Origin of the sequence: Curtobacterium sp. 1544 (genome assembly GCF_040544915.1) — a bacterium.
GTDB classification, from domain to species: Bacteria; Actinomycetota; Actinomycetes; order Actinomycetales; family Microbacteriaceae; genus Curtobacterium; species Curtobacterium pusillum_C.
This window is the reverse complement of record NZ_JBEPKX010000018.1, coordinates 17,971-35,762: the sequence shown is the minus strand read 5'-3', so window position 1 is coordinate 35,762 and position 17,792 is coordinate 17,971. Positions and strand designations below refer to the sequence as shown.

At 69.5% G+C, this 17,792-nt stretch carries 18 protein-coding genes; 6 read left to right on the top strand and 12 right to left on the bottom strand.

Translation table 11 applies throughout. The features are described from left to right. Positions 1 to 263 precede the first annotated feature (263 nt). Positions 264 to 1,172, top strand: coding sequence for a hypothetical protein (locus tag ABIC61_RS11725; RefSeq protein WP_354030039.1), 909 nt, complete (start codon positions 264 to 266; stop codon positions 1,170 to 1,172). 334 nt (positions 1,173 to 1,506) lie between these two features. Next, entirely contained in the window at positions 1,507 to 1,683 is a 177-nt protein-coding gene (locus ABIC61_RS11720) for a hypothetical protein (RefSeq protein WP_354030038.1), read from the top strand. A gap of 203 nt (positions 1,684 to 1,886) precedes the next feature. Here ABIC61_RS11720 and ychF read toward each other — a convergent pair whose 3' ends face one another. Both ychF and ABIC61_RS11710 read right to left on the bottom strand, forming a co-directional pair. After that, positions 1,887 to 2,960 carry a redox-regulated ATPase YchF gene (gene ychF, locus ABIC61_RS11715; RefSeq protein WP_079238397.1) on the bottom strand — a complete coding sequence of 358 codons (1,074 nt, stop codon included), beginning with the start codon at positions 2,958 to 2,960 and terminating at the stop codon, positions 1,887 to 1,889. A gap of 70 nt (positions 2,961 to 3,030) precedes the next feature. Then, positions 3,031 to 3,237, bottom strand: a complete 207-nt coding sequence (locus ABIC61_RS11710) for a hypothetical protein (RefSeq protein WP_354030037.1) — start codon at positions 3,235 to 3,237, stop codon at positions 3,031 to 3,033. Positions 3,238 to 3,330: 93 nt separating this feature from the next. Between ABIC61_RS11710 and ABIC61_RS11705 the strand changes: the two genes are divergently transcribed. From ABIC61_RS11705 to ABIC61_RS11695, 3 genes are all read left to right on the top strand, one after another. After that, complete coding sequence (locus tag ABIC61_RS11705; RefSeq protein ID WP_354030036.1) at positions 3,331 to 3,792, top strand: hypothetical protein; 462 nt, start codon at positions 3,331 to 3,333, stop codon at positions 3,790 to 3,792. 74 nt (positions 3,793 to 3,866) lie between these two features. Continuing rightward, positions 3,867 to 4,502, top strand: coding sequence for an exonuclease domain-containing protein (locus ABIC61_RS11700; protein WP_354030035.1), 636 nt, complete (start codon positions 3,867 to 3,869; stop codon positions 4,500 to 4,502). Between the two features lie 164 nt (positions 4,503 to 4,666). Further along, positions 4,667 to 5,425: a GntR family transcriptional regulator gene (locus ABIC61_RS11695; protein WP_354030034.1), complete on the top strand. Its 759-nt coding sequence runs from the start codon at positions 4,667 to 4,669 to the stop codon at positions 5,423 to 5,425. A 4-nt stretch (positions 5,426 to 5,429) separates the two neighbouring features. Here ABIC61_RS11695 and ABIC61_RS11690 read toward each other — a convergent pair whose 3' ends face one another. From ABIC61_RS11690 to iolC, 10 genes are all read right to left on the bottom strand, one after another. Continuing rightward, positions 5,430 to 5,843 carry a tautomerase family protein gene (locus ABIC61_RS11690; RefSeq protein WP_354030033.1) on the bottom strand — a complete coding sequence of 138 codons (414 nt, stop codon included), beginning with the start codon at positions 5,841 to 5,843 and terminating at the stop codon, positions 5,430 to 5,432. Between the two features lie 127 nt (positions 5,844 to 5,970). Further along, entirely contained in the window at positions 5,971 to 7,086 is a 1,116-nt protein-coding gene (locus ABIC61_RS11685; protein WP_354030032.1) for a transaldolase family protein, read from the bottom strand. Next, complete coding sequence (locus tag ABIC61_RS11680; protein WP_144755377.1) at positions 7,083 to 7,952, bottom strand: sugar phosphate isomerase/epimerase family protein; 870 nt, start codon at positions 7,950 to 7,952, stop codon at positions 7,083 to 7,085. The genes ABIC61_RS11685 and ABIC61_RS11680 overlap by 4 nt, the downstream gene beginning before the upstream one ends. Before the next feature lie 3 nt (positions 7,953 to 7,955). Next, positions 7,956 to 9,029 carry a Gfo/Idh/MocA family protein gene (locus ABIC61_RS11675; protein WP_354030031.1) on the bottom strand — a complete coding sequence of 358 codons (1,074 nt, stop codon included), beginning with the start codon at positions 9,027 to 9,029 and terminating at the stop codon, positions 7,956 to 7,958. 32 nt (positions 9,030 to 9,061) lie between these two features. Further along, positions 9,062 to 9,988: a sugar phosphate isomerase/epimerase family protein gene (locus ABIC61_RS11670; RefSeq protein WP_354030030.1), complete on the bottom strand. Its 927-nt coding sequence runs from the start codon at positions 9,986 to 9,988 to the stop codon at positions 9,062 to 9,064. A gap of 37 nt (positions 9,989 to 10,025) precedes the next feature. Next, a complete protein-coding gene (iolD, locus tag ABIC61_RS11665; RefSeq protein WP_354030068.1) occupies positions 10,026 to 11,933 on the bottom strand; it encodes a 3D-(3,5/4)-trihydroxycyclohexane-1,2-dione acylhydrolase (decyclizing) in 1,908 nt (635 codons plus the stop codon). Between the two features lie 35 nt (positions 11,934 to 11,968). Then, positions 11,969 to 12,883, bottom strand: a complete 915-nt coding sequence (gene iolB, locus ABIC61_RS11660) for a 5-deoxy-glucuronate isomerase (RefSeq protein ID WP_354030029.1) — start codon at positions 12,881 to 12,883, stop codon at positions 11,969 to 11,971. Positions 12,884 to 12,890: 7 nt separating this feature from the next. Beyond that, on the bottom strand, positions 12,891 to 14,402 hold the full coding sequence (locus ABIC61_RS11655; protein ID WP_354030028.1) for a CoA-acylating methylmalonate-semialdehyde dehydrogenase: 1,512 nt from the start codon (positions 14,400 to 14,402) through the stop codon (positions 12,891 to 12,893). Continuing rightward, positions 14,399 to 15,373: a class I fructose-bisphosphate aldolase gene (locus tag ABIC61_RS11650; protein ID WP_354030027.1), complete on the bottom strand. Its 975-nt coding sequence runs from the start codon at positions 15,371 to 15,373 to the stop codon at positions 14,399 to 14,401. Before ABIC61_RS11650 ends, ABIC61_RS11655 begins: the two co-directional genes overlap by 4 nt. Then, positions 15,366 to 16,382 carry a 5-dehydro-2-deoxygluconokinase gene (gene iolC, locus ABIC61_RS11645; RefSeq protein WP_354030026.1) on the bottom strand — a complete coding sequence of 339 codons (1,017 nt, stop codon included), beginning with the start codon at positions 16,380 to 16,382 and terminating at the stop codon, positions 15,366 to 15,368. The genes ABIC61_RS11650 and iolC overlap by 8 nt, the downstream gene beginning before the upstream one ends. A gap of 133 nt (positions 16,383 to 16,515) precedes the next feature. Here iolC and ABIC61_RS11640 point away from each other — a divergent pair, with 133 nt between their 5' ends. Further along, positions 16,516 to 17,778, top strand: coding sequence for a DNA recombination protein RmuC (locus tag ABIC61_RS11640; protein ID WP_144755395.1), 1,263 nt, complete (start codon positions 16,516 to 16,518; stop codon positions 17,776 to 17,778). Positions 17,779 to 17,792: the final 14 nt, after the last annotated feature.

Genomic DNA, 17,792 nt, shown 5'->3' with positions numbered 1-17,792 from the left:
CCGCAGGCAGGCGCTGTAGACGCCGGCGCTCACCTGGCTGCAGTTCGCCGACCGCATCATCGAGGTCGAGGCGCGTGCGCTCGCGCAGACTGACCGCGCCATACGCATCGAGTGGGGTTCCGGTGCGGACTGCGATTGGCTCAACAGCGGTCCTGATCCCATTGCCGCCGCACATTGAGGACATAACGACGATCTGTCAAGATCGGGCTGTGCCTCCACATCTACCCACCGACGGCCGGACCAGAGGCGATGGGTTCCTCGATATGTTCGGCCCGTTCGCGCAGTTCCTGAAGCGCAACTGGATCCTTCCCATTGTCATCTTCGCGAGCGCAACAGTCGCTCTGCTGGCGACCAGGGTGTTCCTAGACGGGCAGGGCAATTTCGATCCTGCGTGGACCCCTTGGGTGGTCGGGTTCGGTATTGCCGCCGCGCTGGCTGCCATCCTCGATAAGATCGCTGACTCGTTCGACAAGCGCAACGCGAACCGGGCGCTTGAGGGTAGCGAAAGAACCGCCGAGAATTCGGTCACTGACCTCAACGCGTTCGTCGCGGAGGCCGTCGAGGTGAGCTTCCTCGAAGGAGCGTCGCGTGTCAACGCCATCCGTGGGCTACGCCGCAGCCTCGTTCAGTTCGCCGCCAAGTCCATCGGACCTGGCACCCGAGCCACCTACTACACGCTGGACCCCACTACTCCGGGTGCTCGCGTGCTTGGCGACGCGCAGCACGCAGTTGAGTACGGGCGCCACGACAAGCCGCCGTGTCCGTTTGTTGAAACTGAGTCACCTGACCACGATGTCTGGCGCATCCTGGAACGTCCGGATGAGGAGCCGGAGGTGCTCAACGCTCCAGACGCCGTCCAAGGTGTTGACTGGACCCGGAAGCCCTACAAGTGCTTCATCTCAGTCCCCGTGAAGGCTCACGGGGTGCAGTTTGGGCTGCTCAGCGTCAACAACTCGGAACCTCAGTCCATCGGCGGAGCACAGCGTGAAACCATCATCACGATGGCTCGGGTCATGGCGCTTGCTCTGGCGATGGACCTGGGACCGCGCGTTTTGACAAGCCGAGAAGCCGAACCGCAAATGTCATCCGTTGCGGGTACGTTGACAGCACCTCAAGAGATGGGCGTGGAAGATGACTCACCCGATCAACACACCGCAGACCACACCGAGTAGCCGCAGCGAGAGGGCCGAAGCCCGTCGGGAAGCTGCTCGGAGGAGCGAAGAGCGGAAGCAGTGGCTCCGTGCTCGCGCCACCTCCGTCGGATACTCGCGAAGCAGCAGCCGATAGGCCAAACCATAGAACGAAAGTAGACCCCCACCAGGATCCCGAAGATCTCCGGTGGGGGTCTCGTCACTCCTCGCCCTCACGGACGGTCGTGTGCATCAAGACGGGCCACGCACTCCCCTGCCAGACCAGCGACCAGGTAATGAACACTGTCGGAGGGGTGTCATATTCTCGCGTTTAGGGCCGATGAGCGGTCCTCACCAATCATCGAAAGGAACCACCATGGCCGACCGCACCAAAGTCCTCTCAAGACGTCACGACGTGCAGCTCGAGTTGCTCGAACACATCAGCGAGGCTATCGCTGCCGACACGCCCTCAAAGTACCTCGCCGAGCTAGCTCTCGCCTACCGCTACATCGACGGCGGCGCACAACCCGGATCCGTCGTTGTGGAGAGCTAAGCCTCCGCTGCCGAACGCGCGAAGCGCCCCGACAGGCAGCTCCGGACGGCCGCCTTTTCGGGGAGTTTCGCTCGCGGCAGAGCCAGCCGCACATCCGATCGCGCCCATCTGTACCTCTGAACTTCGGCCGAAGACCAGACGCGCAGACGAGTCCCTGACGAACAGGACCTGTCGATCAGCACGCTAATGCGGATCGAGCCCGCTCAGTTGTTGAAGCGGAACTCCACCACGTCGCCGTCCTGCATGACGTAGTCCTTGCCCTCGATCCGAGCCTTGCCCGCCGAACGGGCCTCGGCGATGGAGCCGGTCGCGACGAGGTCCTCGAAGGAGATGACCTCGGCCTTGATGAAGCCCTTCTCGAAGTCGGTGTGGATCACGCCGGCAGCCTGGGGAGCCTTCCACCCCTTGCCGATCGTCCACGCACGGGCTTCCTTCGGACCGGCCGTCAGGTAGGTCTGCAGCCCGAGGGTGTCGAAGCCGATGCGGGCGAGCTGGTCGAGGCCGGACTCGGTCTGGCCGGTCGACTCGAGCAGTTCGGCGGCGTCGGCCGGGTCGAGCTCGATCAGCTCGGACTCGACCTGCGCGTCGAGGAACACCGCCTGGGCGGGGGCGACGAGCGCTGCGAGCTCGGCCTTGCGGGCGTCGTCGGTGAGGATCGCCTCGTCGACGTTGAAGACGAAGATGAAGGGCTTCGCCGACAGGAGGCCGAGCTCCGCGATCGGGGTCAGGTCGATCGAGGTGGCGGACAGCAGCGTGCCCGCCTCGAGCGCCGCCTTCGCCTCCTGCGCGGTCTCGAGCACGATCGGCTCGGCCTGCTTGAGCTTCACGGTCTTCTCGTACCGGGGCAGGGCCTTCTCGATGGTCTCGAGGTCGGCGAGGATCAGTTCGGTGTTGATGACTTCGAGGTCGTCCTTCGGGGAGACCTTGTTCGCCACGTGCACGACGTCGTCGTCGGTGAACCCGCGGACGACCTGCGCGATGGCGTCGGCCTCGCGGATGTTCGCGAGGAACTTGTTGCCGAGCCCCTCACCCTCGCTCGCACCCTTGACGATGCCCGCGATGTCGACGAACGACACCGGCGCGGGGACGGTCTTCTCCGAGTGGAACAGCTCCGCGAGCTGGTCGAGGCGCGGGTCGGGCAGGTTCACCACACCGACGTTCGGCTCGATCGTCGCGAACGGGTAGTTCGCGGCGAGGACCTGGTTCTTGGTCAGGGCGTTGAACAGGGTCGACTTGCCGACGTTCGGGAGACCGACGATTCCGATGGTGAGTGCCACGGGAGTACAGCCTACCGGCGGCTGCGTGGCGGAGCCGCGCCGTGCCTCCAGGCCGCCGTGCCGGCGACGCTCAGAACAGGTCGCCCCAGCGCCCGAAGGCCGCGCGGAGCACCGCGCCGAGCACTGCGGACACCCCGGAGGTGAGACCGACGGCGACGGCGACCCCGATGCCCGTCAGGGCGACTCCCAGCCCGACCGCGCGACGCACGGTGTGCGACGGCGGGTCGACGACGTCGGCGCGGGCCAGCAGTTCGTCCAGGTCGCGAGGGTCCCCCATGCGGGCAGCGTAGGCGTGTTCCGGCCCGGAGAACAGCACACGTGGAGCGCCCGGGTGGCAGCGTGGTCCGGACGACACGGATGGAGGACGTCGATGTGGTTCGAACGTGACCGGAGCACGGTGCACTCGATGGGCCTGGACGCCCGAGGGCGACGACGACTCTTCCCCGCGGAGACGGTCGCCGCGCTCCGGGTGCTCCCTCCGTCGGAGTCCATCGCGCTCCAGGATTCGCTCGCGGAGCTCGAGGCCGACGTCCTGGTGGAGTACGACCCGGACGATCCGGCGATCGACCACGACGAGGAAGACCGCTTCCGCATGGTCGCGCCGCCGGCCGAGGTCGCGTTCCCGACCGTGACGTCGGCCTTCGCGGAGTCGTTCTCAGCGCACGTCGCGTCGGTGCCGCCGCGCTGGCGCATCGACGCCGCAGCACTCGCCTTCGAGCTCGTCAGCACGTTCGCCTACCCGCACCGAGTTCGCGAGTGGGAGCGCACGGCGGATGTCTGGAGGCTCGTGGCACGTCGCCGACGCGGCTCACGTCGCCGACGTCGTCGCTGATCACCCCCGGGCGCCGGGACGCAACGCCGAGGCGGCTTCCGGCGATGTCGGCGCCGCGTGCGACCATCGGGAACGTGCCGTTGAACTTCACCGCGATCGACTTCGAGACCGCGAACAGCTCGCCCGCCAGCGCCTGCTCGGTCGGACTCGTCAAGGTCCGTGCGGGGAAGGTCGTCGAACGGGCCTCGTGGTTCATCCGACCGCCGTTCGGGCACGACGCGTTCCTCGAGTGGAACACACGCATCCACGGCATCGTCGCGGACGACGTCGTCGGCGCGAAGACCTGGGAGCAGCAGTACCCGGACATCGTCGCGTTCGCCGAGGGGGACGTCCTCGTCGCGCACAACGCCCGCTTCGACATGGGCGTGATCGCGGGCGGCTGCTCGGCGACGGGCATCGCCCTGGCCGAGCACCACTCGATGTGCTCGTTGCAGGTCGCACGCAAGACCTACACGCTCGACTCGTACCGTCTCCCGATGGCAGCGCGAGCCGCGGGCTACGAGGGCTTCCAACACCACGACGCCGCCGCCGACGCCGAGGCCTGCGCGGCCATCGTGGTGCACGCCGCCGGCCACCACGGCGTCGGGACGGTCGAGGCGCTCGGTGCCGCCACACGCGTGCACATCGCGCCGGTCCGACCCCGCGCCGAGAAGCCGAAGCAGGCGAGCCAGCCCCGGCTGTCGAACCGCCCGATGATCTTCGCCGACTGAACCGACTGAACCGACTGAACCGGCCGAGCCGACTCAGCCGACTGACCCGCCCGGGCCGGTCCAGCGACGACGGGAGCGGGCTCCCCGGTGCCGAGCACCCCCGGTGGTATTGTCACGACATTCCCTCGGCACCGACGCCGAACCCCGCACTCCGAAGGACCGCGATGACCAACGAAGGCCAGCTGCCGTCCGACCTGTTCATGGACCTGGACCGGTCGGGTCCGATGCCCCTGTACTTCCAGGTGGCCTCCCGCATCGAGGAATCGATCCGTTCCGGGGCGATGCCGCCGGGTGCACGGCTGGAGAACGAGATCGCGCTCGGTGAACGGCTCGGGCTCTCCCGCCCGACGATCCGCCGTGCGATCCAGGACCTCGTCGACAAGGGCCTGCTCGTCCGTCGCCGTGGCATCGGCACGCAGGTCGTCCACGGCCCGGTGACGCGCAAGGTCGAGCTGACGAGCCTCTACGACGACCTCGCGCAGGGCTCGCAGGCGCCGGCGACGAAGCTGCTCGAGCGCAACGACGTCCCCGCGTCCGACGTCGTCGCGGAGGCACTGGGGCTCGCCCCGGGCACGACGGTGGCGCACATCCGACGCGTGCGGTTCGCCGAGGACGTCCCGATGGCGATCCTCGAGAACTACCTGCCGCCGGAGTTCCTCGAGATCACCGACCAGGACCTGCAGGACCACGGGTTGTACCAGCTGCTCCGAGGCCGCGGCGTGACGATGCGGGTCGCGAAGCAGCGGATCGGCGCCCGCGCGGTGACCGACGACGAGGCAAGTCTGCTCGAGATCGAGGACGGCGACCCCGTCCTCACGATGAGCCGCACCGCGTACGACGCCTCGGGCCGAGCGGTCGAGTACGGCGTGCACTGCTACCGCCCCGACCGCTACTCGTTCGAGGTCACGCTGGTCGACAAGTAGGCGATCAGGCCGGAACGGACGCGGGCACGCCCAGCTCGCCCGTCACGTACTGCGCCCGCCCGAACCCGAACGACCAGTCCTGCGGCCCGTTCTCGACGTAGCCGATGAAGACGTCCTCCGACGCGACACCGACCGCGGCGAGCGCGTCGTGGATCGCCGCGTACAGCGTCGTCTTCGCTTCGTCGGTCCGTCCGCGCTGGGTGAAGACCTGGATCATGACGACCCCGTCGGTGCGCTCGAAGCCGAGCCCGGCGTCCTCGGCGATGATCTGCTGCGCCGGATGCTCGGTGATCACCTGGAACCGGTCGCGCACGGGGATCGCGTAGACGTCGACGATCGCGGTGTGGATCGCGTCGGCGATGGCGCGCACCGCCTCGGGCGTGCGGCCGGTGGCGAGGTCGATACGGACGAGCGGCATGATGCCTCCTGCAGTTCGGGACTTTGTCCTGACAAACTAACATGGATGGCGAACCCGGGAAAGAGCGGACGGGAGGCACGGTGCCAGCTGGCACCGTGCCTCCCGTCCGGTGGGTGGTCGCGGAAGACTACGCAGCCGGCACGATGATGTCGCGCACCAGCGCGTCCAGCTTCGCGTCCGCGTCGAGGAACTGCCGCAGGGTCGTGACCGTCGCCCCGAAGCGGTCGAACTCGTCGATCGTCATGCCGTCGACGTCGTACCCGCGGGCGAACTCGGGCGTCGCGGCACGGAGCGCCTCGACGACCGACGCCGGGACCTCGTCGTCGATCGCGTCCGGGCGCCACGGGAACGCGTTGTCGTTGATGTCCTTCGACCACTGGAACGGCGGGGAGACGACGAGGTCGCCGCCCTGGAACTCGGACCACTGCAGCGCGTTGCGGAAGGCCGCGACGAGCACGCGCGACCGGAAGCCGCGCTCCTGGAACACCCGGTACGCGTTCTTGACCGCGGCGACACCGGCCCACTCGAGGATGCCGGGGTCGACCATGACGTGGTCGCGCTTGACGACGGTCTTCAGCCAGTCGTCGAACCGGCCGGCCATGAGCGTGACGACGTGCCCGAACTCCTGCTCCGGCAGCCCGTCGGCGGCACGGCGCTCGAGGGCGCGCTCGATGGCCTCGCCCACGGCGACGACCTGCGGCACCGTGAACGACACGGTGGCGTTGATCGAGACACCGCGGTAGGCGGCCTCCTCGATCGCGCCGATGCCGACCTTCGTCGCGGGGATCTTCACGATGATGTTCGGCGCGAGCTGCGAGAACCGCACGGCCTGCTCGACGAGCGCGTCCTGGTCGCGGTGGAAGCGCGGGTCGGTCTGCATGCTCAGTCGGCCGTTGCGGCCGCCCGATGCCTCGAAGGCGGGCAGCAGCTGCTCCGCCGCGGCGATCGAGAGCTCCTCGACGGCCTTCCAGCCGATCCAGGACTCCCCCGCGGTCGGGTGCTCGGCGGCGATCTCGCGGATGCGCGGTACCCAGGTGTCGGGGTCCTGCTTGATGCACGTGTACGCGATCACCGGGTTGCACGTCGCACCGACGGCGCCGTACTCGTGGATGGCGGTGGACAGCTCGTGCGGGTCCGCGGAGTCGTTCCAGAGCGCGGTCACCGTCTGCGAGGCCGCCTGCAGGGTGACGGGGCGGGTGTCTGCATCGGTCGTGGTGGCCGACGTCTCGAGGGTCGTGGTCATCGTGTGAGTCCCTTCGTGATCGTGTCGAGCTGGAAGCGCGAGACCTCGTCGGCGTTCTCGTCCTCGGCGAAGACGCTCGACACCGCGACGGTGTCCTCGCGAGCGGAGAAGCCGACACGGTCGAGCGCCGCCCAGAAGGCGTCGAAGTCGACGTCCGCCTGGCCGACCGGCAGGTGCTGGTGCACGCGGACTGGGTTGCCGGGCGGGTTCGTGATGTAGCGCAGGCCGTGCGAACGACGGTGGTCGTAGGCGTCGGCGACGTGGACCAGCTGGAGCGAGTCCCCCGCGGCGTCGATGATCTCGTCCATGTTGCCGCCGTAGTGGAACGTGTGGCAGGCGACGTAGACGAACCCGACGTGCTTCGAGTTCAGGCCGCGGATCACCCGCAGTGCCTCGAGCCCGTCCTCGACGAAGTCGTCCGGGTGCGGGTCGATGAGCACGCGGATCCCGGCGTCCTCGATGATCGGCAGGAGTTCCTCCATCGAGCGGTAGAAGGCGTCCTCGGATTCCTCGGGGCGCTCGGGGCGTCCGGAGAACTCGGTGTTGATCGTGTCCACACCGAGGCGCTTCGTGATCTCGATGACCCGCTTCCACTTCGTCACCGCGGCCTCGCGGGCGTCACGGTCGGGGCCGGACCACCGCAGGACCGGCAGGACCGACGCGACCTGGACCCCGGCCTTCCGGCACGCGGCGGCGAACGCGTCGACGAGGTCGTCGTCGGCCTTCGGGTGCCGGTAGAAGGGGATGAAGTCCTTGTGGGGGGTGAGCTGGAGGTGGTCGTAGCCGAGGTCCGCGACCTTCTGCGGGAACTCCAGCAGCGACAGGTCGTGGTGGAACGGTGTCGGATCGAGGGCGATCTTCGGCATCGATCAGGCCCCCGCGAGCGCACCGGCGCCGACACCGGCGCCGGCACCGGCACCGGCGTCGTAGAACGCCGGCTTCGCGGTGGCGTAGGCGACCTGCTCGAGCGCACCGGTCTGCTGCGCACGCACGGCGACCTCGGCGACGACGGACGCCGTGTACCCGTCCCAGGCGCTCGGGCCGTCGATCCCGCCGTTCTTCGCGGCGTCGACCCAGCGCTGGACCTCCTCGTCGTAGGCGGCACCGAAGCGCTCGACGAACGACGGGGTGACGCCCTGACCGGAGACGCCCTGCGAGACGAGGTTGAGGGAGGTCTCGCGGCCGATGTACGCGACACCCGACTCGAACACCGCGTCGGTCGTCACCTGGTAGCCGAACTGCGCGTTCACGTTGATCTCGACGATCGCCATCGTGCCCGACTCGGTGGTGAACAGGACGAACTGCGGCTCGGGCAGGTCGGCCGGCGCCAGGGAGTTCTTGCGCGGCTTCTTCACCTCGACGCTCGTGATCGGCTCGCCGGTGATGAACGGGATGATGTCGATCTCGTGGATCACCGAGTCGTGGATGAGCATCGACTCGCTGAAGTTCGGCGGGGTCGTCGGGTTGCGGTGCGCGTGGTGCAGGGCGAGCAGGGCACCGTTCGAGCCGGACTCGCGGAGCGCACGGAGCTCCTGGTAGCCCTTGTCGAAGCGGCGCATGAACCCGACCTGGATCTTCGGGCGGTCGGACTTCGCCTGCTCGAGCTCGACGATGCGCAGCGAGTCCTCGGCGCTCGTGGTCAGCGGCTTCTCGCACAGCACCGCGAGGCCGCGCTCGATGGCCGGCACGAGCACGGGCTCGTGCAGGAACCCCGGGGTCGCGACGATCACGGCGTCGATCGGGGTGGCGTCGAGCGCCTCCTCGAAGGACGCGGCGGTGATCGCACCAGGGGCCTTCTCGGCCGCGGCGGTGGCGCGCGCGGTGTCGGGGTCGACGATCGCGACGACGTCCGCGCCGGCGATGGTGGACGTGATGCGACGGACGTGGTCGCTGCCCATGGCGCCGGCACCGACGACGGCGACGCGGAGGTTCTCGGTGGTCATGCTGTTCTCCAGAGGTGGTGGACGGTCGCTCGTCAGAGCGCGCGGGCGGCGGAGGTCGAGCCGAAGATGTGCTGGAACGTCCGCTCGGCGATCGGGCCGGGAGCGTCGACGGAGCAGCCGTACATGTCCTGCTCGACGATGCCGAAGACGTCCGGGTTGATCTTCGCGACGGCCTCGATGATCGGCGCGAGCTCGGGCGTGCCGTGCGGCGGCTCGGTCATGATCCCCTGCGAGACGGCGGTGGCGAACGGCACGTCGTTCTTCAGCACGTCGAACAGCAGGTCGGTGTCGACCTGCTTGAGGTGCAGGTACCCGATGCGCTCCGGGTGCTCGGCGATGAGCTTGAGGTTGTCGCCGCCGTAGTACGCGAAGTGGCCGGTGTCGAGGCAGAGGTTCGTGTACGCCGGGTCCGTCTCGGACAGGAAGCGCACGGTCTCCTTGTACGTGCCGACGTGGCTGTCGGCGTGCGTGTGGAACTGCTGGTGGACGCCGAACTCCTCGAGCAGCGCCTTGCCGAGCTGGTCGTGGCCCTTGCCGAGTCGCTGCCACTGCTCGTCGGTCAGCGTGCGCGACTCCAGCACCTCTTCCGTGGCGTCGGAGCGCCAGAGGTCGGGGATGGTGACGAGGTGCTCCGCGCCGAGCGCAGCGGCGAGGCCGGCGACCTTCACCGCCTGGTCCCAGGCGCGCTGGAACTGGTCGTCACCCTTGTGGAACCCGGTGAAGACGGTGCCGGCGGACAGCTGGAGCCCGCGGGACTCCAGCTCGTCGCGCAGCTCCGAGGGGTCGGTCGGCAGGTAGCCGTACGGCCCCAGCTCGATCCACTTGTAGCCGGCCGCGGTCGCCTCGTCGAGGAAGCGCTGCCACGGGACCTGCTTCGGGTCGTCCGGGAACCAGACGCCCCACGAGTCGGGGGCGGTGCCGATCCGGATGGCGTCGGTGGCGGTGGCGGTGTCGGTCATGACGTCGTCGTCCTTCTGCAGTCGTGGTGGAGGGTGTTCAGCCGAGCAGTGGCCGCTGGGCCGCGACCTGCTGCTCGTACTCGGCTCGGGCCTGCTGCGTGCTCGGCAGCGTGGAGGTCTGGGCGACGGGGACGTCCCACCAGCCGTCGCCGTCCGGGGCGTAGACGAGCGGGTCGGAGTGGACGTGCACGAGCGTGGTGTGGTCGTTCGCCTTCGCCTGGCGCACCGCGGCCTTGAGGTCCTCGATCGCGTTCGGTCCGGGCTGGACCTCGATCACGTCGACGCCGTACGAGCGGGCGTTCGCGGCGAGGTCGACGGGCAGGACGTCGTCGCCCTCGAACGAACCGGTCTCGTCCAGGTAGCGGTACTTCGTGCCGTAGCGCTCGGACCCGACGGTCTCGGACAGGTGCCCGATCGACGCGTACCCGTTGTTCTGGATGAGGACGACGACGATCTTGATGCCCTCGGCCACGGCGGTCACGAGCTCGGTGTGCAGCATGAGGTAGCTGCCGTCGCCGACCATGACGATCGCGTCGCGGTCCGGGGCACCCCGGCGGACGCCGATGCCGCCGGCGATCTCGTAGCCCATGCACGAGAAGGCGTACTCGACGTGGTAACCGAGTTCGTCCCGCACCCGCCAGAGCTTGTGCAGGTCGCCGGGGAGCGAGCCCGCGGCCTGGATGACGACGTCGCGGGGATCGGTCACCGACTGCACGGCGCCGATGATCTCGGGCTGGCCGGGCAGGGCGAGGCCGGACGGCGCGAACGCGGCGTCCACCGCCGCGTCCCACGCGGCCTTCTGGGATGCGATCTCGGCGGCGTAGGCGTCGTCGACGACGTACGCGGGCTCTGCGGGCGACGACCCGGCGGACGTGAGCGACGCGGTCAGGGCGACCAGTGCCTCCCGGGCGTCCGCGACCAGCGGCAGCTGCGAACCGTGCTTGTACGCGTCGAACGCAGCGACGTTCACGTTGACGAACGTGACGTCCGGGTTCTGGAACGCGGTCCGCGACGCCGTCGTGAAGTCGCTGTACCGCGTGCCGATCCCGATGACGACGTCGGCCTGCGCCGCGATCGCGTTCGCGGCTGCGGTGCCGGTCGCACCGATGCCGCCGAGGTACTGCGGGTGGTCCCACACGAGCGAGCCGCCGCCGGCCTGCGAGGTGCCGACGGGGATGCCGGTGGCCTCCACGAACGCGGCGAGCTCGTCGGCAGCGTCCGAGTAGAGCACCCCACCGCCCGCCACGACGACCGGACGCTCCGCCGCTCGGATCGCCGCCACCGCACGCGCCAGCGGCCCGCGCTCGGGCAGCGGACGACGGATGTGCCACTCGCGCGGCTGCAGGAACGCGACGGGGACGTCGAACTCCTCGGCCTGGACGTCCTCGGGCAGCGCGATCGTCACGGCACCGGTCTCAGCCGGGTCGGTCAGGACGCGCATCGCCGCGAGGGCGATCGAGAACAACTGCTCCGGGCGCTCGACGCGGTCGAAGTAGCGGGACAGCGGACGGAACGCGTCGGTCACCTGCAACGAGGTGTCGTGCGGCAGCTCGATCTGCTGCAGCACGGGGTCGGTCGTGCGCGTGGCGAAGGTGTCCGACGGCAGGAGCAGTGCGGGCAGCCGGTTCGTCGTCGCGAGCGCCGCGGCGGTGAGCATGTTGGCGGCACCCGGGCCGACCGACGCCGTCGCGGCGAAGGTCGCTCGGCGGCGGTGCATGCGCGCGAAGCCGACGGCCTCGTGCACCATCGCCTGCTCGTTGCGGGCCTGGTGGTACGGCAGCAGGCCGGGCTGCTCGACGTGGAGCTGCTTGATGGCCTGACCGACGCCGGCGACGTTGCCGTGCCCGAAGATGCCGAAGATCCCCGGGATGGTGCGTTCGCGGACGTCGCCGTCGACGGTCCACTGGTTGGCCAGGAACTCGACGAGCGCCTGGCCGACGGTCATCCGGCGCGTCGCGCCGGCTGCGCGCGTGGTGGTGGTCACGCGGACTCCTTCTCGTAGGGCAGGCGCGGGTCGAGCTGCTCGCTCGCCCACACCTGGCGGACCCAGCCGTGGGCCGGGTCGTCGGTGATGTTCCAGACGCGCTCCGGGTCGGGCCCGGCCATCACGTTGAGGTAGTACATGTCGTAGCCCGGCGCTGCGACGGCCGGGCCGTGCCAGCCGTACGGCACGAGGGCGATGTCGCCGGTGCGGACCTCGCGGAACTCGTCGATCGCACGGTCGTCCGACGCGTACGTCCGGTGCAGCGCGAACGGGTCGGCGCTGGCCGGGGCGGAGACCCCCCGGGCCACCGCGGACTCGTAGTAGTAGATCTCCTCGAGGTTCGACTCCTCGCCGGGCACGTTCGTGTCGTGCTTGTGCGGCGGGTACGACGACCAGTTGCCGGCCGGCGTGATCACCTCGCAGACCAGGAGCTTCACCGCGTCGAGCCCGGCCGGGGTGCCGAAGTTGTGCACCTGTCGGCTGGACTGGCCGGCGCCGCGGAGCTCCACGGGCACGTCGCCCTTCGCGATGTACCCGACCGGCTTGACGACGTCGGTGGGCGCCTCGGCGACCGCGACCCGTCCCGATCCGGTGATCCGCGCCTCCAGGCCGGAACCCAGGTACAGGACGTCGGTGGGGCCTTCGAAGACCCCGCCACGTCCCTCCAGGCCCTGCTCGCCGGTCTCGGCGCCGGACCACGCGACGTGGAAGCTCCCCGAGAGCGGCACGACCATGCGCTCCACGGCAGCGGCCTGGAGGCGCAGCTCACCTCCGTCGGTCAGCGCGCCGGTCCGCAGACCGGTGTGCGCCCACCCCTCGATGCGTCCGTCCACCACGTCGGTCCAGCCCGCCTCGGGGCGGGATCCGGCGGGGACGAACCAGTCGTCGTGCTGGTGCTGTTCGTTCGTCATGCGCGGGTCAGTTGTTCGACGGGAAGCCGAGGTTGATGCCGCCGTGCGACGGGTCGAGCCAGCGGCTCGTGATCGCCTTCTGGCGGGTGAAGAAGCTCACGCCGTCGGCGCCGTACGCCTTGTGGTCGCCGAACAGCGAGTTCTTCCAGCCACCGAACGAGTAGTACGCGACCGGCACCGGGATCGGCACGTTGATGCCGATCATGCCGACCTGCACATCGCGCTGGAAGCGACGGGCGGCGCCGCCGTCGTTCGTGAAGATGGCGGTCCCGTTGCCGTACGCACCCGAGTTGATGAGCTCGAGGCCCTCTTCGTACGTGGCGACGCGGACGACGCTCAGCACCGGACCGAAGATCTCCTCGGTGTAGACGCGGCTCGTGGTGGGGACCTGGTCGATCAGCGTCGGGCCCAGCCAGAAGCCGTTCTCGTCGCCGTCGGGTCGGACGGTGCGGCCGTCCACCACAACCACCGCACCGTCCTGCTCTGCGACCTCGATGTACGAGGCGACCTTGTCACGGTGCTGCTTCGTGACGAGCGGGCCCATGTCACACCCGCGACGACCGTCGCCGATGCGCAGGGTGGCCGCGCGGTCCTTGATCTTCTGGATGAGATCGTCGGCCACGGGCTCGACGGCGACGACGACCGAGATCGCCATGCAGCGCTCGCCGGCGGACCCGAAGCCCGCGTTGATGGCGTTGTCCGCGACGAGGTCGAGGTCTGCGTCCGGCAGCACCAGCATGTGGTTCTTCGCGCCGCCGAGGGCCTGCACGCGCTTGCCGTGCTTGGTGCCGGTCTCGTAGACGTACTGGGCGATCGGGGTCGAGCCGACGAACGAGATCGACTCGACGTCGGGGCTGGTGAGCAGCCCGTCGACGCTCAGCTTGTCGCCGTTCAGGACGTTGAAGACGCCGTCGGGCAGCCCGGCCTCGGAGAACTTCTCGGCGAGCCAGATGGCGGCGCTCGGGTCCTTCTCGCTCGGCTTCAGCACGACGGTGTTGCCCGCGGCGATCGCGATCGGCAGGAACCACAGCGGCACCATGGCCGGGAAGTTGAACGGGCTGATGATGCCCACCACGCCGAGCGGCTGCCGGATCGAGTACACGTCGATGCCGGTCGACACCTGGTCGCTGAACTCACCCTTGAGCAGGCTCGGGATGTTCGTCGCGAGCTCCACGACCTCCTGCCCACGGGCGATCTCACCGAGCGCGTCGTCGATGACCTTGCCGTGCTCGCTCGTGATGATCTCGGCGAGCTCGCCCTTGTCGCGGTTGAGGATCTCGCGGAAGGAGAACAGGATCTGCTGGCGCTTGGTGAGCGAGAGGTTGCTCCACGCCGGGAACGCGGCCTTGGCGCTCGCGATGGCGGCCTGGATCTCGTCCTCGTTCGCCAGGGCGACCTGCTTCGTCGCGACGCCGAGCGCGGGGTCGTACACGGGAGCGGTGTTTCCCGACACGGACTCGACGCGCTTGCCGTCGATCCAGTGGCCGACGGTGGAGGTGGTGGTCTCCGTGATGGTCATGCGTTGCTTCCTTCGAGTGTGGTGGCTTCTTCGTGCGTGGTGGCGTCGTTGTGCGTGCTGACGTCTGCTTGCGTGGTTCGGCCGCCCGTGTGGACGAGACCGGCGGCGACGTCCACCGCGGCGGCGACGTCGCCGTCCGGTGGGTAGAGCAGGGTGCGGCCGACGACCAGGCCGCGCACTCCGGGGAGCGCGAGGGCGTCGGCCCACTTGGCGTAGGTCTCGAGCGGGCGGGACGAGGGGTCCCCGCCGAGCAGCAGCGTCGGCAGCGTCGTCGCGGCGATCACCCGATCCATGTCGTCGACGACCGGGATCTTCAGCCAGCTGTAGGCGCTCGACTCCCCCAGGCCCGCGGCGATCGCCATCGAGGTGATGACGGCGTCGGCGGTCAGGTCGTTCACGACCCGGCCGTCCTGCCACGCGGACATGAACGGTTCGAGCATGATCGGCAGCTGGAGTGCGGCGGCTTCGCTGACCGCACGAGCCGTGGCCTCGAGCGTCGGGGCCGTGCCCGAGTCCTCGAGGGCGATGCGCACCAGGAGCTTGGCGAAGTCGAGCCCGGAGTCCTTGATGGCCTGCGCCGAGTACGCCGTGTAGCGGTCGTCCATCTCGAACGACGCACCGCGCAGACCACCGCGGTTCATCGAGCCGACGACGACCTTGCCGTCGAGGGCGCCGAGCAAGGCCAGGTCCTCGAGGATGTCCGGCGTGCCGAGGACACCGTCGACGCCCGGGCGACCGAGGGCCGTGACGAGCCGCTCGAGCAGGTCGTAGCGGTCGGCCATGGCGGACTCGTCGTTCCGGACGGCCAGGGCGCCGCGGGCCGGGTGGTCGGCGGCGACGATGAAGAGCTTGCCGTCGTCGGCGAGCAGGGAGCGCTTGCGGCGGGCGTCGAGCGTGGCCCGCACGAGGTCGGGCTGTCCGGCGCGGATGTCCCGCAGCCGGGCGAAGTCCGCGGTGCTGATCTCAGGCATCGACCTTCTCCTCGGTGCTGTCGTGGGTGGTGCCTTCGGCCGGGTTCGACTGGATGAAGGCGTCGATCTCGTCGCTGGTCGGCATGGCCGTGGAGCACTCGAACCGGGTCGCGACGATGGCGCCGGCGGCGTTGCAGAAGGCGAGGATCCGCTCGAGGCCCCAGCCCTGCAGCAGGCCGTGGGTCAGCGCACCGCCGAAGCCGTCGCCCGACCCGAGGCCGTTCACGACGTCGATGTGGTGCGGGCGGAACTCGACGAACTCGTCGCGGGTCTTCGCGAGCACGCCCTTGGGGCCCTGCTTCACGATGGCGATCTCGACACCACGTTCGAGCAGGGCGTCGGCGGCGCGCACCGGGTCGGTCTCCCCGACGGCGACCTCGCACTCTTCGCGGTTGCCGACGGCGACGGTGGCGTGCTCGAGGGCGACGGCGACCTCACGCGTGGCGGCCTCGGGGGTCGACCAGAACATCGACCGGTAGTCCAGGTCCAGGACGGTGTGGAGCTTCGTGTCGTTCTGCGACGCGCTCCGCGCTTCGTAGGCAACGTGGTGGGCCTGGCGGCTCGGCTCCTCGCTGAGGCCGGTCACCGTGGTCCAGAAGATCTTCGCCCGCTCGATCTCGTGCAGCGGGAGGGACTTCACCGTGATCATCAGGTCCGGAGCCTTGGGCGCCCGGTAGAAGTACAGCGGGAAGTCGTCCGGCGGGAAGATCTCGCAGAACGCGACGGGGGTGTTCAGCCCGTCGACGGTCTCGACGAAGTCGTTCGCGACGCCGAACTCCGGCAGGGTGCGGGCGATGTAGCGGCCGAACGGGTCGTTGCCCGTGCGGGTGATGACGGCTGCGTCGGCGCCGTGGCGCGCAGCGGCGATCGCGACGTTCGTGGCGCTGCCGCCGACGGACTTCGAGAACGTCGAGACGTCTTCGAGCGGGCCCGTCTGCTGGGGGTAGATGTCGACGCTCACGCGACCCATGGTGATCACGTCGTAGGCGTGGGGAGCTCGGTTCGTCATGCGACGTGGTGGACCTTCCGTGCGGCTTCATCGGCGGACGATCACGACTGTACACCTTGTTTGCCCTAATGTCATGACATGGATTCCGGCGGCCTGGAGGCGCGGTGTCGGTGGATCCTGCCAAGGTCACGACATGCAGATCCTCGCCCTGGTCATCGGTCTCGTGATCGGCGTCGCCGTCGGCGCCGTCGTCGCCTGGTCGCTCGCCCGCTCCCGCGCCGGCGTGGACGCCGCGTCCGCCCGGGCCACGGCCGAGGCGCTGCGCGGGCAGCTCGACGCCGCCCGTCGTGACGCCGAGGAACGACTCGACGCGCAGGACGCGCAGTACCGGCGGCAGGTCGACTCCCTCGAGCGCCGCGGCGCCGAGTTGGAGCACCTCGTGCAGCGCATGCACGGAGCCGACGCGGCCCGCAACGAGAACGAGTCGAAGGTGCTCTCCGCCCTCAGCCCGGTCGCCCAGACCCTCGACGTCATGCGCACCAAGATCGCCGAGCTCGAACAGGCCCGCAGCGAGCAGTACGGCACCCTGTCCGCGCAGCTCCGCTCCGCCGCCGAGTCCGAGGAGCGCCTGCGCGCCACGGCCGAGACCCTCGCGAGTGCCCTCTCCGCCAACAGCACGCGCGGGGTCTGGGGCGAGACACAGCTGCGGAACGTGGTGGAGGCCGCCGGGCTGCTCGAACGGGTCGACTTCGACGTGCAGTCCTCGGTGACGACCTCGGCCGGTGCCGCCCGCCCCGACATGATCGTGCACCTGCCCGGGGGCAAGAGCCTCGCCGTCGACGCCAAGGTGCCGTTCAGCGCCTACCTGCAGGCCGCCGAGATCCCCGCGAGCGCCACCGGGGCCGAGGGCGCCCGCCGCGACCAGCTCCTCCAACAGCACGTCAAGGCGCTCCGGGCGCACGTCGACGCCCTGGCCGCGCGGGAGTACTGGTCCGGGTACGACGCCTCCCCCGAACTGACCGTGGCGTTCATCCCGTCGGAATCCCTCATCGCGAGCGCCCTCGCCGCCGACCCGGGGCTGCTCGACCACGCCTTCCGCAAGCGGGTCGCCCTGGCCTCACCCGTGACGCTCTGGTCGGTGCTCAAGACCGTGGCGTTCTCGTGGCAGCAGGACGTTGTCACGCAGGAAGCCCGCGAGCTCTTCACGATCTCGCGCGAACTGCACGGACGCCTGGCCACGATGGCGCAGCACATCGACAAGCTCGGGCGGTCGATCCGGGGCTCCGTCGTCGACTACAACCGGTTCGTGGGGTCACTCGAGCGGCAGGTGCTCCCGAGTGCCCGGCGCCTGTCACTGCTCGACGAGTCGAAGGTCATCGCCGACCCCGCCACGATCGAGGACGAGCCGCGGCTGCTCACCGCCCCGGAGCTCGTCGCCGCTGCCGACCGCGACTGACGCACGCCGCTTCG

Excerpts from the sequence above, each read along its gene's own strand:
- ABIC61_RS11725 (WP_354030039.1), top strand. The coding sequence starts at position 264 with ATGTTCGGCCCGTTCGCGCAGTTCCTGAAGCGCAACTGGATCCTTCCC.
- ABIC61_RS11720 (WP_354030038.1), top strand. The coding sequence starts at position 1,507 with ATGGCCGACCGCACCAAAGTCCTCTCAAGACGTCACGACGTGCAGCTC.
- ABIC61_RS11710 (WP_354030037.1), bottom strand. The coding sequence starts at position 3,237 with ATGGGGGACCCTCGCGACCTGGACGAACTGCTGGCCCGCGCCGACGTC.
- ABIC61_RS11705 (WP_354030036.1), top strand. The coding sequence starts at position 3,331 with ATGTGGTTCGAACGTGACCGGAGCACGGTGCACTCGATGGGCCTGGAC.
- ABIC61_RS11695 (WP_354030034.1), top strand. The coding sequence starts at position 4,667 with ATGACCAACGAAGGCCAGCTGCCGTCCGACCTGTTCATGGACCTGGAC.
- ABIC61_RS11690 (WP_354030033.1), bottom strand. The coding sequence starts at position 5,843 with ATGCCGCTCGTCCGTATCGACCTCGCCACCGGCCGCACGCCCGAGGCG.
- ABIC61_RS11685 (WP_354030032.1), bottom strand. The coding sequence starts at position 7,086 with ATGACCACGACCCTCGAGACGTCGGCCACCACGACCGATGCAGACACC.
- ABIC61_RS11680 (WP_144755377.1), bottom strand. The coding sequence starts at position 7,952 with ATGCCGAAGATCGCCCTCGATCCGACACCGTTCCACCACGACCTGTCG.
- ABIC61_RS11675 (WP_354030031.1), bottom strand. The coding sequence starts at position 9,029 with ATGACCACCGAGAACCTCCGCGTCGCCGTCGTCGGTGCCGGCGCCATG.
- ABIC61_RS11670 (WP_354030030.1), bottom strand. The coding sequence starts at position 9,988 with ATGACCGACACCGCCACCGCCACCGACGCCATCCGGATCGGCACCGCC.
- iolD (WP_354030068.1), bottom strand. The coding sequence starts at position 11,933 with ATGACCGTCGGCCAGGCGCTCGTCGAGTTCCTGGCCAACCAGTGGACC.
- iolB (WP_354030029.1), bottom strand. The coding sequence starts at position 12,883 with ATGACGAACGAACAGCACCAGCACGACGACTGGTTCGTCCCCGCCGGA.
- ABIC61_RS11655 (WP_354030028.1), bottom strand. The coding sequence starts at position 14,402 with ATGACCATCACGGAGACCACCACCTCCACCGTCGGCCACTGGATCGAC.
- ABIC61_RS11650 (WP_354030027.1), bottom strand. The coding sequence starts at position 15,373 with ATGCCTGAGATCAGCACCGCGGACTTCGCCCGGCTGCGGGACATCCGC.
- iolC (WP_354030026.1), bottom strand. The coding sequence starts at position 16,382 with ATGACGAACCGAGCTCCCCACGCCTACGACGTGATCACCATGGGTCGC.
- ABIC61_RS11640 (WP_144755395.1), top strand. The coding sequence starts at position 16,516 with ATGCAGATCCTCGCCCTGGTCATCGGTCTCGTGATCGGCGTCGCCGTC.